Source organism: Burkholderia sp. 9775_39 (genome assembly GCF_015712225.1).
Taxonomy (GTDB): domain Bacteria; phylum Pseudomonadota; class Gammaproteobacteria; order Burkholderiales; family Burkholderiaceae; genus Burkholderia; species Burkholderia cenocepacia.
In genome coordinates, this window is record NZ_JACCQC010000007.1 from 198,536 (window position 1) to 214,468 (window position 15,933).

Genomic DNA, 15,933 nt, shown 5'->3' on the forward strand with positions numbered 1-15,933 from the left:
TATTCCATAAGGCTGCTATTCAAATTACCGAACCATAGCGAGACAAATTGACCGATACGGGGCTCTACCGCGCTGCAACGTGGAAAATGTGTATAAGTCAAGTCTTGACAAGCACCGAATCGGCAGCGGGAGCGGGGTTGCGCCCTGTTTAGTTTCAGCAACGAAACGCTGTCATCCTGCAGTGCAGCATGACAGCGCTTGCGTTCAGCCCGCTGCTCCGCTACGGATCGCGCGGCTGTGGGTATGCACTTCGTCGACAAGTTCGGCGACGTGATCGGGCGACGTGAATTGCGAAATGCCGTGCCCGAGGTTGAACACGTGGCCCGGATGGTTGCCGTAGCTGTCGAGCACCGCGCGCGCCTGTTCGCGCACCGCGGCCGGCGGCGCGAACAGGATCGTCGGGTCGAGGTTGCCCTGCAACGCCACGCGCCCCGCGACGCGCTCACGCGCGGCGCCGAGGTTGACCGTCCAGTCGAGCCCGACCGCGTCGACGCCGGTCGCCGCGATCTCCTCGAGCCACAGCCCGCCGCCCTTCGTGAACGTGATCACCGGCACGCGCTCGCCATCGTGCTCGCGCTTGAGCTGCGACACCACGCGGCGGATATAGTCGAGCGAGAAGCGCTGATACGCGCCGTCGGCCAGCGCGCCGCCCCACGTATCGAAGATCATCACGGCCTGCGCGCCCGCTTCGATCTGCGCGTTCAGGTACGCGGCCACCGCCTGCGCGTTCACGTCGAGGATCCGGTGCATCAGATCCGGGCGCGAATACGCCATCGACTTCACCGTGCGGAAATCGTCCGAGCCGCCGCCTTCGACCATGTAGCACGCGAGCGTCCACGGGCTGCCCGAAAAGCCGATCAGCGGCACGCGCTGACGGCCCTGAGCGTCGGTGAGCGCGCGGCGAATCTCGCGCACGGCGCCCGTCACGTAGCCGAGCGTCGCCTCGATGTCCGGCACCGCGAGCTTCGCGACGTCGGCCTCGGTGCGCACCGGATGCGCGAACTTCGGCCCTTCGCCGACCTGGAAGTCGAGGCCGAGCCCCATCGCGTCGGGAATCGTCAGGATGTCCGAGAACAGGATCGCGGCGTCGAGCGGGAAGCGCTCGAGCGGCTGCAGCGTCACCTCGGTCGCGTAGTCGGGATTCTTTGCGAGGCCGAGGAAGCTGCCGGCGCGCGCGCGCGTCGCGTTGTATTCGGGCAGGTAGCGGCCGGCCTGGCGCATCAGCCAGATCGGCGTGTAGTCGGTCGGCTCGCGCAGAAGCGCACGCAGGAAGGTGTCGTTGAGCAGGTTATGGGCCACGGTAGGAGCGACGATGCGAAGGCAAAGCGGCATTTTACCGGACAGCCGCGCTCGGACCGCGCATGCCGATGCGATGGCGGCCATATGACGCGCGCGATGGCTCCGTTATGATCGGACGCTCATATCGAACCGAACGAAGGAGGAGACCGATGAAGACATTCGCCACGCTTGCCACGCTCGCTGCTGCCGCCGCGTTTTGCTGCGCCGCCGCGCACGCGCAGAGTACGGCCACTGCGGCGCCTGCGAGCGCCGCTACCGCCGGCTCGCGGCTCGACGACGTGCTCGCGCGCGGCGCGCTGCGCGTGTGCACGACGGGCGACTACAAGCCGTATTCGTACTATCGCGCGGACGGCCGCTTCGAGGGCATCGACATCGACATGGCCGAATCGCTCGCGAAATCGCTCGGCGTGAAGACCGACTACGTGAAGACGAGCTGGTCGAACCTCACCAACGACTTCGTCGCGAAATGCGACATCGCGGTGGGCGGCGTGTCGACGACGCTCGAGCGCCAGAAGCGCGTGTTCTTCACGCAGCCGTACGTGGTCGACGGCAAGACGCCGATCGTGCGCTGCGCGGATGCCGACAAATACCAGACCGTCGCGCAGATCGACCGGCCCGAAACCCGTGTGATCGTCAATCCGGGTGGCACCAACGAGCGGTTCGCGAAGCAGTTCTTCACGCACGCGAACCTGACCGTCTATCCGGACAACGTGACGATCTTCAAGCAGATCCTCGCGGGCAAGGCCGACGTGATGGTGACGGATGCGTCCGAGACGCTGCTGCAGCAAAAGCTGAATCCGGGCCTGTGCTCGGTGCATCCGGACAAGCCGTTCCAGTTCGGCGAGAAGGCGTACATGGTGCCGCGCGGCGACGTCGTGTTCCAGCAGTACGTCGACCAGTGGCTGCATCTCGCGCGCTCGACCGGCGAGTACCAGGCCATTTCGGACAAGTGGCTGAAGTAGGCGGCCCGCGCCGCGGCGGCCGATAACGGGCACCGACCCCGCGGCCGCCGGGGTGCCGACATCTCGCCGGAAGCGGCGGCCGCCCGGCCGCCGTTACACCTTCCGTTCGCGCCGCCGCCCTTCGCCATCGGCTCAAAACCCGCCGATTGGCCGAACGGCCGACTTCCGCGCATTCCGATCACGTTTCAAAATCTTTCTGACGAATGAATCGTCATGCGCGGTATCGGTCGCGCCGTGCACTTTCTCGCGTGAAAATCGGCAATTCATCGCGCCCGATACGCGTGAAAAACGCATCGCGCGCACACCCTGAAAACGCGATGGAAAATATGGGTAAAAATGACCTTTTTCAGGACCCCGAAAACAGCAAAAAATCCCGGAAAGCCTTATCTGGCGGGCGTTACAACCTGAAACACTTTGTTACCGCGACGGGTCATTAATTCGCCCACAATGGCCTCAACGGTTTCAACACGGATGCGGTCTCGTGTGCCAAGTGTGAGCGGACGCGAAGCGCTGCGAGCCAGTCGGTCACGTACCGAAGCCCTTCCGGGGGGCATCCCTGTTGGAGTCGTTTCCGGCCCCCCGCCGGACTCGGTTTCATCTTTGGTCTCCTCGCGCTAACCCCGTAGCGTGTGGTTTTTAGCGGGCTAATAAGCCCGCTTTTTTTCGTCCATCGAAAACGTAACGGCCTGCACAGGCCGCCACGTTTTTCCCGCATTTTCCGGCATCGTCCCGCTTCAAGCGGTCTTCTGCACGTCGAGCTTCAGCTCCTCGATCATCCGGTCGCGCATCACGAACTTCTGCACCTTGCCCGTCACCGTCATCGGCAGCTCGTCGACGAAGCGGATATAGCGCGGGATCTTGTAGTGCGCGATCTGCCCGTTGCAGAACGCGCGCACGTCGTCCTCGGTCATCTGCTCGTCCGCGCGCAGCACGATCCACGCGCACAGCTCCTCGCCGTACTTCGCATCGGGCACGCCGAACACCTGCGCGCTCTGGATCTTCGGATGCCGGAACAGGAATTCCTCGATCTCGCGCGGATAGACGTTCTCGCCGCCGCGAATCACCATGTCCTTCAGGCGGCCGACGATGTTGCAGTAACCGTCCGCATCGAGCGTCGCGAGGTCGCCGGTATGCATCCAGCCGTCGACCAGCACCTCGCGCGTCTTCGCGTCGTCGTCCCAGTAGCCGAGCATCACCGAATAGCCCTTCGTGCACAGCTCGCCCGTCGCGCCGACCGGCACGATGTCGCCGCTCGGATCGACGATCTTCACTTCGAGATGCGGCTGGATGCGGCCGACCGTCGTCGTGCGCTTCTCCAGCGGATCGTCGGTCGAGCTCTGGAACGACACGGGGCTCGTCTCCGTCATCCCGTACGCGATCGTGATTTCAGAAAGGTGCATCTGCGACACGACGCGCTTCATCGTCTCGATCGGGCACGGCGAGCCGGCCATGATCCCGGTGCGCAGCGTCGACAGGTCGAATTTCGCGAATTCCGGATGGTCGAGCTCGGCGATGAACATCGTCGGCACGCCATGCAGCGCGGTGCAACGTTCTTCGGCCACCGCCGCGAGCGTCGCGACCGGATCGAACGCTTCGCCGGGGAATACCATCGCGGCGCCCTTCGACACGCACGCGAGCACGGCCAGCACCATCCCGAAGCAGTGATAGAGCGGCACCGGGATGCAGAGCGAATCCTGTTCGGTGAAACGCATCGCCATCGCGATCGAGCGCGCGTTGTTGACGACGTTGCGGTGCGTGAGCGTCGCGCCCTTCGGGCTGCCGGTCGTGCCGCTCGTGAACTGGATGTTGATCGGATCGTTGGCCGAGAGCGTCGCGCCGATCGCATCGAGCAGCGCCGGATCGACGGCCCGGCGGCCACGCGCCATCACGTCCGCGAAGCGGAACATGCCGGCAGGCGCCACCTCGCCCATCGACACGATCGTGCGCAGGCTCGGCACGCGCGCCGCATGCAGGTCGCCCGGCGTCGCGGTCGCGAGCTCCGGCGCGATGGTCTGCAGCATCTCGACGTACGCGGAACTCTTGAAGCGCTCGGCTGCGATCACGGCCTTGCAGCCGACCTTGTTCAGCGCGTATTCGAGTTCCGACAGCCGGTAGGCCGGATTGATGTTGACGAGCACCGCGCCGATCCGCGCGGTCGCGAACTGCGTGAGCAGCCATTCGCTGCGGTTCGGCGACCAGATGCCGACGCAGTCGCCCTTCACGATCCCGAGCGCGGCGAGCCCTGCCGCCAGCACGTCGATCTCGTTCGCGAACTCGCGCCAGGTCCAGCGCACCTGCTGCTCGCGGAACACGACGGCCGGGCGGTCGGGAAAGCGGCCGGCCGTGTCGAGCAGGAACCGGCCGATCGTCGCTTCGGATAGCGGCACGTCGGTTGCACCACGCACGTACGACAAGCCGTTCTCGGGCGCGATCAGCGCGCCCACGCCAAGGTCTGCTGCCATGAATGTCTCCGTCCTTTGGGTCTGATCGGCCCGCGCGCGTGCTGCGCGCCTCCGCCGCAACGCTCGCGACGGGCGGCCTCACCGCGGATGATGCCGCGCTCCGCTGACGGTACTCTGACATCAAATCGCGGCGGACGGATGAAATAGCACGATCGGACGCAATGATCCGGCCCGAAAAACGCAGACGAAATGCGGGCGAAACACGGAGGAAGCGTGGACGAAGCCCAGACGAAAAAAAAGCAGCCCGAAGGCTGCTTTCTTTCGCGGGATACGCGGCGCGGCTCAGTGCCGGCTGCGGATCTTCGCCAGACGCTGGATCGCCTCGAGCTGCGCCATCGCGGTCGCGAGCTCGGATTGCGCTTTCGCGAGGTCGAGATCCGACTTCGCGTTCTGCAGCGTTTCCTCGGCACGCTTGCGCGCTTCCTCGGCTTTCGCCGCGTCGAGGTCCTTGCCGCGGATCGCGGTATCGGCGAGCACCGTCACGGCGCCCGGCTGCACTTCGAGAATGCCGCCCGCGACGAACACGAATTCGTCGTTGCCGCCCTCGACCTCGATGCGCACCGCACCCGGACGAATCCGGGTAATGAGCGGCGTGTGACCCGGCAGAATGCCCAGCTCACCCGTTTCGCCCGGCAGCGCGACGAATTTCGCCTCGCCCGAGAAGATCTGCTCTTCCGCGCTGACGACGTCTACTTTGATGGTTGCCATATCGACTCCAATCTCATCCACGGGTTGAGCGTATTGCGGCCGGCGCAGGCGGCCGGAATACAAGTCATCACTGACTCATTGCTCCGGCCGGCGCTCGCCGGCTTGCGACTCACTCAAGCCCTTACTGGATCTTCTTGGCCTTTTCGAAGGCTTCGTCGATCGTGCCGACCATGTAGAACGCCTGTTCCGGCAGGTGGTCGCACTCGCCGTCGACGATCATCTTGAAGCCACGGATCGTTTCCTTCAGCGGCACGTACTTGCCCGGCGAGCCCGTGAACACTTCAGCGACGTGGAACGGCTGCGACAGGAAACGCTGGATCTTACGCGCACGGGCGACCGACAGCTTGTCTTCCGGCGACAGTTCGTCCATGCCCAGAATCGCGATGATGTCGCGCAGTTCCTTGTAGCGCTGCAGCGTCTGCTGAACGCGACGGGTGATCGAGTAGTGCTCTTCACCGATCACGTTCGGGTCGATCTGGCGCGACGTCGAGTCGAGCGGGTCGACCGCCGGGTAGATACCCAGCGAAGCGATGTCACGCGACAGAACGACGGTTGCGTCCAGGTGGCCGAAGGTCGTCGCCGGCGACGGGTCGGTCAAGTCGTCCGCAGGGACGTACACGGCCTGGACCGACGTAATCGAGCCCTTCTTGGTCGACGTGATGCGCTCTTGCAGCTTGCCCATTTCTTCAGCCAGCGTCGGCTGATAGCCCACTGCCGACGGCATACGGCCGAGCAGTGCCGACACTTCGGTACCGGCCAGCGTGAAACGGTAGATGTTGTCGACGAAGAACAGCACGTCGAGGCCTTCGTCACGGAAGTGCTCGGCCATCGTCAGGCCGGTCAGCGCGACGCGCAGACGGTTGCCCGGCGGCTCGTTCATCTGGCCGTACACCAGCGCGACCTTGTCGAGAACGTTCGAGTCCTTCATTTCGTGGTAGAAGTCGTTCCCTTCACGGGTACGCTCGCCCACGCCCGCGAACACGGAGTAACCGCCGTGTTCCTTCGCGATGTTGTTGATGAGCTCCATCATGTTGACGGTCTTGCCCACGCCTGCACCACCGAACAGGCCAACCTTGCCGCCCTTTGCGAACGGGCAGATCAGGTCGATGACCTTGATACCCGTTTCGAGCAGTTCGGTCGACGGCGACAGTTCGTCGAACGCCGGTGCCTTCTGGTGGATCGAACGCGTCACGTCGCTGTCGATCGGGCCGGCTTCGTCGATCGGACGGCCGAGCACGTCCATGATTCGGCCGAGGGTCGGCTTGCCGACCGGCACCGAGATCGGCTTCGCCGTGTTCTTCACGGTCAGGCCGCGGCGCAGGCCGTCGGATGCACCCAGACAAATGGTACGGACCACGCCGTCACCCAGCTGCTGCTGGACTTCGAGCGTCAGTTCCGAGCCATCGAGAATGAGCGCGTCGTAGATCTTCGGCATGCTGTCGCGCGGGAATTCCACGTCGATAACGGCGCCGATGCACTGTACGATCTTGCCTTCTACCAAAGCAGCAGTACTCATCGCTTTTCCTTTAAATACCTGATTCTTTACTCGCGCAAAGGCGCAGTTGTCGTCCCGGGCGCGCGCTTAAACAGCGGCTGCGCCGCCGACGATCTCCGACAGTTCTTTCGTGATCGCGGCCTGACGGCTCTTGTTGTACACGAGCTGCAGTTCGCTGATCACCGTCTTCGCGTTGTCGGACGCGGCCTTCATCGCGACCATGCGCGCCGATTGCTCGGACGCCATGTTTTCCGCGACGGCCTGGTACACCAGCGCCTCGACGTAACGCACGAGCAGTTCGTCGACGACTGCCTGCGCGTCCGGCTCATAGATGTAGTCCCACGACGTCGCCGGCGTACCGTCATCGGCTTCGAAGTGGTCCGACGACAGCGGCAGCAGCTGCTCGATCACGGCTTCCTGCTTCATCGTGTTGACGAAGCGCGTGTAAGCGATATAAACCGCCGACAGCTTGCCTTCCGAGTACAGATCGAGCTGCGTCTTCACGGCGCCGATCAGCTTGTCCAGGTGCGGGGTGTCGCCGAGGTGCACGACCTGCGACATCACCTTCGCGCCGAAGCGGTTCAGGAACCCGAGGCCCTTGCCGCCGATCGCGGTGGCTTCGACCTTCTGGCCCTTCTCTTCCAGCTCCTTGAACTTCTGCACCGTCGCACGCAGCACGTTGGTGTTCAGACCACCGCACAGACCCTTGTCCGTCGTGACGAGGATGATGCCGGCCGTCTGCGCGCCGTCGTTCGCCACCATGAACGGGTGACGGTACTCGGGGTTCGCACGGCTCATGTGCGCGGCGATGGCACGGACCTTGTCCGCATACGGACGAGCGGCGCGCATGCGTTCCTGCGCGCGACGCATCTTCGATGCAGCCACCATCTCCATCGCCTTCGTGATCTTGCGCGTGTTCTGCACGCTCTTGATCTTGCCGCGAATTTCCTTCATTCCAGCCATAGCTTGCTCCTTGACCGAAGCGGCGCGGGTGCTCGGCACCCGCGCGGCCTCAGTGTGTCACTCGCGGATCAATAGGCACCGGACTTCTTGAAGGCTTCGATCGCCGAGCGCAGTGCGCCTTCGTCGTCCTTCGAGAGATCCTTGGTGTCTTCGATGCGCTTGATGAGGTCAGCGTGGCTGGTCTTCAGGTTGTCGCGCAGGCCCTTCTCGAACGACAGCACTTGCTTGACGTCGAGGTCGTCGAGGTAGCCGTTGTTCGCGGCGTACAGCGACACGGCCAGTTCCCAGACCTGCAGCGGCTGGTACTGCGGCTGCTTCAGCAGTTCCGTCACGCGGCGGCCGCGCTCGAGCTGCTTGCGGGTCGCTTCGTCGAGGTCCGATGCGAACTGCGCGAATGCGGCCAGTTCACGGTACTGCGCGAGGTCGGTACGGATACCGCCCGACAGCTTCTTCACGACCTTCGTCTGAGCAGCGCCACCGACGCGCGACACCGACACGCCGGCGTTGATTGCCGGGCGGATGCCTGCGTTGAACAGGTCGGTTTCCAGGAAGATCTGGCCGTCGGTAATCGAGATCACGTTCGTCGGAACGAACGCGGTCACGTCGCCAGCCTGCGTTTCGATGACCGGCAGTGCCGTCAGCGAACCGCTCTTGCCCTTCACTTCGCCGTTCGTGAACTTCTCGACGTACTCTTCCGACACGCGAGCCGCACGCTCCAGCAGACGCGAGTGCAGATAGAACACGTCGCCCGGGTACGCTTCACGGCCCGGCGGACGGCGCAGCAGCAGCGAGATCTGACGGTATGCCCAAGCCTGCTTGGTCAAGTCGTCATAGATGATCAGCGCGTCTTGGCCACGGTCGCGGAAGTATTCGCCCATCGTGCAGCCGGCGTACGGCGCCAGGTACTGCATGGCAGCCGAATCCGATGCCGAAGCGGCGACGACGATCGTGTATTCCATCGCGCCCGTTTCTTCGAGCTTGCGAACCACGTTCATGATCGACGAAGCCTTCTGGCCGATCGCGACGTAGATACAGATCAGGTCCTTGCCCTTCTGGTTGATGATCGCGTCGAGCGCCACCGCGGTCTTGCCGCACTGACGGTCGCCGATGATCAGCTCACGCTGGCCACGGCCGATCGGCACCATCGCGTCGATCGACTTGATGCCCGTCTGCACCGGCTGCGACACCGACTTGCGCCAGATCACGCCCGGGGCGATCTTTTCGATCGCGTCGGTCAGCTTCGCGTTGACCGGGCCCTTGCCGTCGATCGGGTTGCCGAGCGCGTCGACCACGCGGCCGACGAGTTCCGGACCCACCGGGACTTCGAGAATGCGGCCCGTCGTCTTGACGATGTCGCCTTCCGAGATGTGTTCGTATTCGCCGAGAATCACCGCGCCGACCGAGTCGCGCTCGAGGTTCAGCGCGAGACCGAACGTGTTGCCCGGAAACTCGAGCATTTCGCCCTGCATCACGTCCGACAGGCCGTGGATACGCACGATACCGTCGGTCACGGAGATCACGGTGCCCTGGTTGCGAACGTCTGCGCTCGCTTCAAGGCCCTGGATCCGGCTCTTGATCAGCTCGCTGATCTCAGAGGGATTGAGTTGCATTATTCGCTCCTGATAGTCAATTCTGTTGCGTGCCGGCGTGGCGCTCAGGCGGTCAAGGCAGCCTGCATCGATGCGAGGCGCGCGCGAACCGAGGTGTCGAGCACTTCGTCGCCGACCGTCACGCGCACGCCGCCGATCAGCGACGAATCGACTTCGACCGTCGGTTTCAGCTTGCGCTTGAACTTGCGTTCGAGGCCCGAGACGAGACTGTCGAGATCCGCGCCGTTCAGCGGGAACGCGCTCACGATCTCGGCGTCGGCTGCGCCTTCACGTTCGTTCTTGAGCGCCTCGAACTGCTCGGCAATTTCCGGCAGCAGCGCGATGCGATGATTGTCGACCAGCATCTGCACGAAGTTCTTCGCTTCGGCGCCGGCCGCGAGCGGCGACTTGGCCGCAGCAAGCAGCAACTCGGCTACTTGCGTGCGCGTCACCTTCGGGCTCGACGCGACCGACAGCACTTCCGGCAGACGCGCAACCTGGGCCAGCTCTTGCACGAGCGTGGACCAGGCGGCGATGTCACCGCCCTCGGCCACGCGGAACAGCGCTTCTGCGTAAGGGCGGGCGATGGTTGCAAGTTCGGCCATGATCAGAGCTCGGCTTTCAGTTGATTCAGCAGTTGGGCGTGGGCCGTTTGATCGACTTCGCGCTTCAGGATCTGCTCGGCGCCCTTCACGGCCAGCGCGGCGACTTCGCCACGCAGCGCTTCGCGCGCCTTCACGATTTGCTGTTCTGCTTCCGCCTTCGCCTGGGCGACGATGCGGGCGGCTTCAGCCTGGGCGTTGGCCTTGATTTCCTCGGCGACCGCCTGGGCACGCTTTTCAGCGTCGGCGATGCGCTGCTGGCCGTCGTTGCGGGCCTGCGCGAGTTCCTGGTCCACGCGCTTGTGCGCTGCGTCGAGTTCCGCCTTGCCCTTCTCCGCGGCGGCGAGGCCGTCGGCGATCTTCTTCGAACGTTCGTCGAGGGCGTTGATCAACGGCGGCCACACGAATTTCATCGTGAACCACGCGAGGACCAGGAACACGACCATTTGCGCAAACAGAGTTGCGTTGAGATTCACGGTGTTTCCTTATCTGCTATTCCGGAAAAATGAAACGGTAAGGCGCTCATCGAGTTGCATTCGATCAGCGCCCCAAGTCTCCGTTCCGCCCTGCGCCGGCTCACGCCGGACGCATATTTCCGAGGAACCTTAGCCTGCGAGCTTCGACAGGAGCGGGTTCGCGAACGCGAACAGCATTGCGACACCAACGCCGATCAGGAATGCAGCGTCGATCAGACCAGCCAGCAGGAACATCTTCGTTTGCAGCGGGTTGATGAGTTCCGGCTGACGTGCGCAGGCTTCGATGTACTTGCCACCCATCAGCGCGATACCGATACAGGCGCCGATTGCACCCAGGCCGATGATGATGCCGATACCGATGGCGGTCAGACCCTGGATGTTGGCGATGTAAGCTTGCATGATCACTCCTTTGTGAAAAGACTTGGAACTGAGATTTAAAAAACTAAAACGGAAACTCTTTCTTGCACGCCGCGCTTAGTGCTTGTCGTGCGCCTGGCCGAGATACACCAGCGTCAGCATCATGAAAATGAATGCCTGCAACAGAACAATCAGGATGTGGAAGATTGCCCAGACGCTACCCGCGATCACATGACCAACGAAGCCGAGGAACGTTGCGTCGCCACCGAAGCTCCACATGCTGCCGAGCAGGGCGATCAACAGGAACAACAGCTCACCCGCGTACATGTTGCCGAACAGCCGCATACCGAGCGAGACGGTCTTCGCGAGATATTCGACAATGTTGAGCGCGAGGTTCGGGATCCACAGCAGCGGGTGCGCGCCGAACGGTGCCGACAGCAGCTCGTGCACGAAGCCGCCCGCGCCCTTGATCTTGATGCTGTAGTAGATCATCAGGACGAACACGCCGAGCGCGATGCCGAGCGTGCCGTTCAGGTCGGCCGTCGGGACGATGCGATGGTGGGAAATCACGTCCGACAGACCGAGCAGGCCGATCACGCGGCCCGGCAGGTCAACCGGGAGGAAGTCGAGGGAGTTCATCAGCGCAACCCACACGAACACCGTGAGGGCGAGCGGCGCGATGAAGGTGCGATTGCCGTGGACGATGGCCTTCGACTGGTCTTCGACCATTTCGACGAGCATCTCGATCGCGCACTGGAAACGGCCCGGCACGCCCGACGTCGCCTTGCGGGCGGCCAGACGCAGCAGGACGATCGTCACGATGCCGCATACGATCGACCAGAACAGCGTGTCGAGATTCCAGACGTGAATGTCGAAAATCGACGTCTGATGCGAGGTGGAGAAATTCTGCAAGTGGTGCGCAATGTACTCGGACGGATCCGGACCGCGCGTGCCTTCGCTAGCTGCCATATCGTTAATGCCACCCAAATTGTCGAAAATCGTTTTGCCCGTTCCGCAACACGCTATTGCGGGAACGGGCCGGTGCGGTTCGTTGTCGAAACCGCACGCTGCTTGTTCCTTACCGCCAGGCCAGCGCGATCCAGTACGTCTTCAGCACGACGAGGTACGTGACGAGGAACGGCACCCAGTGCACGCCGGCCCAGCCGAACGCCACCGCGGTGAACATCCCGATCGTCAGAGCGAGTTTCAGGGCTTCGCCCATCACCCAGCTCATCACGGTGGCCGAGCCACCTGCCTTCAGTCGTGCCACGAATACCGCACTGGGCACCCAGCCGATCGCTCCGCCCAGAAACGCGGATTGCGCAGCGGCGCCCGGCGACTTCGAAAACAGCCACCACGCCAGCGTTGCAACCAGGGACAGGACCACTTGCGCGAACACCACCTTGTAGGGGGTCACGCGCGAGGGCTTGCTCACGTTCGGACCGAACAGCCTTTCGGCCTCTGCCCGTGTAAGCGGAACGATGTTGTTATCTTGCTGCTCGACATCCCAGTCATCGTCGGATTCACGCTGCGCGCCGGCCGCCGAAGCGGTGCGTTGCGTGCGCTGATCATCGTGCCTGTCGTCCGGCGCCTGACCCGCCATCGCAATCTTCCGCTGAAATCCTTGAACCCGGCCCCAAGCTTTCTGAAAGCTTTCAGGGGTGCCTAGCTAACAAATCCGGGCGATTGTAAGCGATAGTTGCAAGTGATTCAAGGCTTTAGACGCGACAAAAACCTGCATAAAACGACGCCTCATGATGTGAAAAAACACCCGATTCGACGACGTACGATGACAGTTGTAAGGTCGGTTTTTTGCACCGGTATTTCTTGTGCGAAAAAGTCCGGTGACGGCGGAAATGACGGGGAAACGACGCCCGCTGCGGGCCAGCAGGAAGCGGCGCGATCGCCGCCGGGCATCCGCTGCCATGGAGTCGTCGGGAACGACTCGGCGCGACACGCCGGAACACGCAAGACGCCGCAATCAAGCCATCGCGCCGGCGCGAGAAACTCGACCGGTTGCTCGCGCATCGATTCGTCCAATCAGTTGTCGCGCCGCCACAGAAGTTCGACTGTGGGCCGCAGCACTTATCAACAATCCTTGATCACTGCGGACGCTGTGCGCCCCGTCCGCCGCCCGAACGGCACACCTGTGCGGCGCGCATCGGCCTCGCTCAACCGTGCATGAGCAACCACGCGCCGAGCGCCGCGCTCACCAGCGCGAACGGAATCGAAACGAGGTGGAACGGCAGCCACATGCGCGGCTCCTTCGCGAGACGCACCGCGATCAGGTTCGCGAGCGAGCCGATCGCGAAACCGAAGCCGCCGACCGATACGCCGAATGCCAGCGCGCGCCAGTCGTGCGTGAACTCCGACAGCAGAATCGCGGCCGGCACGTTGCTGATCACCTGCGACAGCGCCGCGCCGGCGGCGTAGACGCGCAGCGGCGAATCGAGTTGCGCATGCGCGACCGCATCGTGCACGACGGGCAGCGCAGCCGCGCTGCGCAACACGACGAACATCAGCACGAAGATCAGCAGCAGCAGCCAGTCGATCTTCAGGACTGCGTCACGTTTGACGGCGAGCAGCACGATCGCGACACCGACGAGGCCGGGCAGCGGATGGTGCGCATCGGCGAGCAGCACGAACGCGGCGAACAGCACCGCCGCGATCAACGCGTGCATGCGTTGGACGGGAAAGGACGCGGCGTCGCCGGACAGGTCGAGCGGCTTCGCGCGAAACATCAATGCGGTCAGCACGAGCAGCAGCGCCATCAGCGCGAGCGCGAGCGGCCCGAGCGTGACCACGAAACGGCCGAACGACACGCCGCTCAATTGCCACAGGAACAGATTCTGGGGATTGCCGAGCGGGGTCGCGACGGACCCGGCGTTGACGGCCAGCGCGACGACGATCACGAGCCGCCGGAACGGCAGCGGTGTCAGCGCGCGCAGCGACACCATCAACGGTACGACGACGAACAGCGCGACGTCGTTGGTGAGCCACATCGACAGCACGGCGGCGAAGCCGACAAGCAGCATCGCGAGCCCTCGCTCGGAATGCACGTGATGCACGATGCGATGCGCGAGCCACATCAGGCAGCCGGACAACTCGAGCGCCTTGGTCAGCATCAGCAGGCCCGCGAGCGTCGCGACCGTCTGCCAGTCGACGCGGTCGGCCAGTACCGAAAATGGTTGCGGACGCACCCATTGCAGCACGATCAGGCCAAGCGCCAGCACCGACAGTACCGGTTCCTGCGCGAGCCAGCCGAGCCACCGGCGCGGCGCCGGTGCGCCCGTTTGCTCCATGGGTTGCCCGTTACTCTTCGGTCGCGACGTTGCCGCGCAGGCGCGCGAGAATGCCCTCGAGCGCGTCGAGGTTGCCGAAGTCGATCAGCACCTGCCCGCGCCCGCGGCGGCCCAGCTTGATCTTCACCGTCGACGCGAGCAGGTCTGACAACTCCTCTTCGAGACGACGTGTATCGCGGCCGCCGTCGTCCTTCGCGCGCGCCTTCACGGCCGGCGCTTCCTTCGTCGTATGTGCGACGAGCTTCTCGGTCTCGCGCACCGACATGCGCTTGTTGACCACCTGATGCGCGAGCGTGATCTGCGTGGCCGCATCGACCGCGAGCAGCGCGCGTGCGTGCCCCATGTCGAGATCGCCGGCCAGCAGCATCGTCTGCACGGGTGACGCGAGGTTCAGCAGGCGCAGCAGGTTCGACACCGCGCTGCGCGAACGGCCGACCGATTCGGCCGCCTGTTCGTGCGTGAAACCGAACTCGTCGAGCAGGCGCTGGATGCCGTGCGCCTCTTCGAGCGGATTCAGGTCCTCGCGCTGGATGTTCTCGATCAGCGCCATCGCGGCGGCGGCCTGATCGGATACGTCCTTCACGAGCACCGGCACTTCATCGAGGCCGGCCAGGCGCGCCGCGCGGAAACGCCGCTCGCCCGCGATGATCTCGTATTTGTCTGACGAAATAGGCCGTACCAGGATCGGCTGCATCACGCCCTGCGCGCGAATGCTGGCCGCGAGCTCCTGCAGGCTGCCTTCGTCCATCCGCGTACGCGGCTGGTACTTGCCGGCTTGCAGCTTGCCGAGCGCGAGCGTGTTCGGTGCGCCTTCGATCTTCACCGCTTCGGTGATATCGGCACTGCCGCCGAGCAGCGCTTCGAGGCCACGTCCCAAGCCCTTCTTCTTTGGTACCGCGTTCATGTCTTTCTTCCTCGCTTCGCTCATGTCCGGATCACGACACCTCGAACGCGCGCACGCGTTCGATCATCTCGGCACCGAACTGGATATACGCCTGCGCACCGCGCGAGCTGCGATCGAACACGACGCCCGGCAACCCGTAACTCGGCGCTTCCGCCAGACGCACGTTGCGCGGAATCACCGCGTCGAACACCTTGTCGCCGAAGTGCGCTTTCAGTTGATCGGAGACTTGCTGCTGCAGCGTGATGCGCGGATCGAACATCACGCGCAGCAGGCCGATGATCTTCAGGTCGCGATTCATGTTCGCGTGGACCTGCTTGATCGTATTGACGAGGTCCGACAGCCCTTCCAGCGCGAAGTACTCGCACTGCATCGGGATCACGACGCCGTGCGCCGCGCACAGGCCGTTCAGCGTCAGCAGCGACAGCGTCGGCGGGCAATCGATCAGCACGAAATCGTAGTCGTCGGCCACGCGCTCGAGCGCGGCCTTCAGCCGGCGCTCGCGATTGTCGATGCTGATCAGCTCGATCTCGGCGCCGGACAGCTCGCGGTTCGCGGGAAGCACGTCGTAGGTGACGCCTTCCGGACGCACGCGCGCGTCGGTCACCGACACGCCATCGACCAGCACTTCGTACACGGTCGCTTCGCAGGCGGCCTTGTCGATCCCGCTGCCCATCGTCGCGTTGCCCTGCGGGTCGAGATCGATCAACAGGACTCGTTGCTCCTGCGCTGCAAGGCTTGCGGCGAGATTGACCGATGTCGTCGTCTTGCCGACGCCCCCCTTCTGGTTCGCAACGCAGAAGATCTTTGCCATCGT

16 protein-coding genes are annotated in these 15,933 nt (G+C 63.8%); 2 read left to right on the forward strand and 14 right to left on the reverse strand.

The window, feature by feature from the left end:
• Positions 1-204 precede the first annotated feature (204 nt).
• Complete coding sequence (hemE, locus tag H0X90_RS12250; RefSeq protein ID WP_006482732.1) at positions 205-1,299, reverse strand: uroporphyrinogen decarboxylase; 1,095 nt, start codon at positions 1,297-1,299, stop codon at positions 205-207.
• Between the two features lie 149 nt (positions 1,300-1,448).
• Between hemE and H0X90_RS12255 the strand changes: the two genes are divergently transcribed.
• Positions 1,449-2,261 (forward strand): transporter substrate-binding domain-containing protein, encoded by an 813-nt coding sequence (locus H0X90_RS12255; protein WP_006482715.1) that lies wholly within the window; start codon positions 1,449-1,451, stop codon positions 2,259-2,261.
• 248 nt (positions 2,262-2,509) lie between these two features.
• A complete protein-coding gene (locus tag H0X90_RS12260) occupies positions 2,510-2,698 on the forward strand; it encodes a hypothetical protein (RefSeq protein ID WP_154317707.1) in 189 nt (62 codons plus the stop codon).
• Between the two features lie 297 nt (positions 2,699-2,995).
• Here H0X90_RS12260 and H0X90_RS12265 read toward each other — a convergent pair whose 3' ends face one another.
• The 13 genes from H0X90_RS12265 to H0X90_RS12325 form a co-directional block, all read right to left on the reverse strand.
• Complete coding sequence (locus H0X90_RS12265) at positions 2,996-4,723, reverse strand: AMP-binding protein (RefSeq protein WP_006491418.1); 1,728 nt, start codon at positions 4,721-4,723, stop codon at positions 2,996-2,998.
• Between the two features lie 282 nt (positions 4,724-5,005).
• Positions 5,006-5,431, reverse strand: a complete 426-nt coding sequence (locus tag H0X90_RS12270) for a F0F1 ATP synthase subunit epsilon (RefSeq protein WP_006477288.1) — start codon at positions 5,429-5,431, stop codon at positions 5,006-5,008.
• Between the two features lie 121 nt (positions 5,432-5,552).
• Entirely contained in the window at positions 5,553-6,947 is a 1,395-nt protein-coding gene (gene atpD, locus H0X90_RS12275) for a F0F1 ATP synthase subunit beta (RefSeq protein ID WP_006482710.1), read from the reverse strand.
• A gap of 66 nt (positions 6,948-7,013) precedes the next feature.
• Positions 7,014-7,889, reverse strand: coding sequence for a F0F1 ATP synthase subunit gamma (gene atpG, locus H0X90_RS12280; RefSeq protein WP_006482709.1), 876 nt, complete (start codon positions 7,887-7,889; stop codon positions 7,014-7,016).
• Between the two features lie 68 nt (positions 7,890-7,957).
• Positions 7,958-9,499 (reverse strand): F0F1 ATP synthase subunit alpha, encoded by a 1,542-nt coding sequence (atpA, locus tag H0X90_RS12285; protein ID WP_006482717.1) that lies wholly within the window; start codon positions 9,497-9,499, stop codon positions 7,958-7,960.
• A 44-nt stretch (positions 9,500-9,543) separates the two neighbouring features.
• The gene (locus tag H0X90_RS12290) at positions 9,544-10,083 is read right to left on the reverse strand and encodes a F0F1 ATP synthase subunit delta (RefSeq protein ID WP_006482713.1); all 540 of its coding nucleotides are present in this window, start codon (positions 10,081-10,083) and stop codon (positions 9,544-9,546) included.
• Between the two features lie 2 nt (positions 10,084-10,085).
• Positions 10,086-10,556 (reverse strand): F0F1 ATP synthase subunit B, encoded by a 471-nt coding sequence (locus tag H0X90_RS12295; RefSeq protein ID WP_006477283.1) that lies wholly within the window; start codon positions 10,554-10,556, stop codon positions 10,086-10,088.
• 129 nt (positions 10,557-10,685) lie between these two features.
• A complete protein-coding gene (atpE, locus tag H0X90_RS12300; protein WP_006482730.1) occupies positions 10,686-10,955 on the reverse strand; it encodes a F0F1 ATP synthase subunit C in 270 nt (89 codons plus the stop codon).
• Between the two features lie 75 nt (positions 10,956-11,030).
• Complete coding sequence (gene atpB / locus H0X90_RS12305) at positions 11,031-11,882, reverse strand: F0F1 ATP synthase subunit A (RefSeq protein WP_012492242.1); 852 nt, start codon at positions 11,880-11,882, stop codon at positions 11,031-11,033.
• Positions 11,883-11,991: 109 nt separating this feature from the next.
• Positions 11,992-12,516, reverse strand: a complete 525-nt coding sequence (locus H0X90_RS12310) for an ATP synthase subunit I (protein ID WP_058902026.1) — start codon at positions 12,514-12,516, stop codon at positions 11,992-11,994.
• A gap of 568 nt (positions 12,517-13,084) precedes the next feature.
• Positions 13,085-14,215 (reverse strand): SLC13 family permease, encoded by a 1,131-nt coding sequence (locus tag H0X90_RS12315; RefSeq protein WP_034201163.1) that lies wholly within the window; start codon positions 14,213-14,215, stop codon positions 13,085-13,087.
• 10 nt (positions 14,216-14,225) lie between these two features.
• Complete coding sequence (locus tag H0X90_RS12320; protein ID WP_006482728.1) at positions 14,226-15,119, reverse strand: ParB/RepB/Spo0J family partition protein; 894 nt, start codon at positions 15,117-15,119, stop codon at positions 14,226-14,228.
• Positions 15,120-15,150: 31 nt separating this feature from the next.
• Complete coding sequence (locus H0X90_RS12325; protein ID WP_006482737.1) at positions 15,151-15,930, reverse strand: ParA family protein; 780 nt, start codon at positions 15,928-15,930, stop codon at positions 15,151-15,153.
• Positions 15,931-15,933: the final 3 nt, after the last annotated feature.

Excerpts from the sequence above, each read along its gene's own strand:
- atpB (WP_012492242.1), bottom strand. The coding sequence starts at position 11,882 with ATGGCAGCTAGCGAAGGCACGCGCGGTCCGGATCCGTCCGAGTACATT.
- H0X90_RS12290 (WP_006482713.1), bottom strand. The coding sequence starts at position 10,083 with ATGGCCGAACTTGCAACCATCGCCCGCCCTTACGCAGAAGCGCTGTTC.
- atpG (WP_006482709.1), bottom strand. The coding sequence starts at position 7,889 with ATGGCTGGAATGAAGGAAATTCGCGGCAAGATCAAGAGCGTGCAGAAC.
- atpE (WP_006482730.1), bottom strand. The coding sequence starts at position 10,955 with ATGCAAGCTTACATCGCCAACATCCAGGGTCTGACCGCCATCGGTATC.
- H0X90_RS12270 (WP_006477288.1), bottom strand. The coding sequence starts at position 5,431 with ATGGCAACCATCAAAGTAGACGTCGTCAGCGCGGAAGAGCAGATCTTC.
- H0X90_RS12255 (WP_006482715.1), top strand. The coding sequence starts at position 1,449 with ATGAAGACATTCGCCACGCTTGCCACGCTCGCTGCTGCCGCCGCGTTT.
- H0X90_RS12320 (WP_006482728.1), bottom strand. The coding sequence starts at position 15,119 with ATGAACGCGGTACCAAAGAAGAAGGGCTTGGGACGTGGCCTCGAAGCG.
- H0X90_RS12310 (WP_058902026.1), bottom strand. The coding sequence starts at position 12,516 with ATGGCGGGTCAGGCGCCGGACGACAGGCACGATGATCAGCGCACGCAA.
- H0X90_RS12315 (WP_034201163.1), bottom strand. The coding sequence starts at position 14,215 with ATGGAGCAAACGGGCGCACCGGCGCCGCGCCGGTGGCTCGGCTGGCTC.
- atpA (WP_006482717.1), bottom strand. The coding sequence starts at position 9,499 with ATGCAACTCAATCCCTCTGAGATCAGCGAGCTGATCAAGAGCCGGATC.
- H0X90_RS12325 (WP_006482737.1), bottom strand. The coding sequence starts at position 15,930 with ATGGCAAAGATCTTCTGCGTTGCGAACCAGAAGGGGGGCGTCGGCAAG.
- H0X90_RS12265 (WP_006491418.1), bottom strand. The coding sequence starts at position 4,723 with ATGGCAGCAGACCTTGGCGTGGGCGCGCTGATCGCGCCCGAGAACGGC.
- atpD (WP_006482710.1), bottom strand. The coding sequence starts at position 6,947 with ATGAGTACTGCTGCTTTGGTAGAAGGCAAGATCGTACAGTGCATCGGC.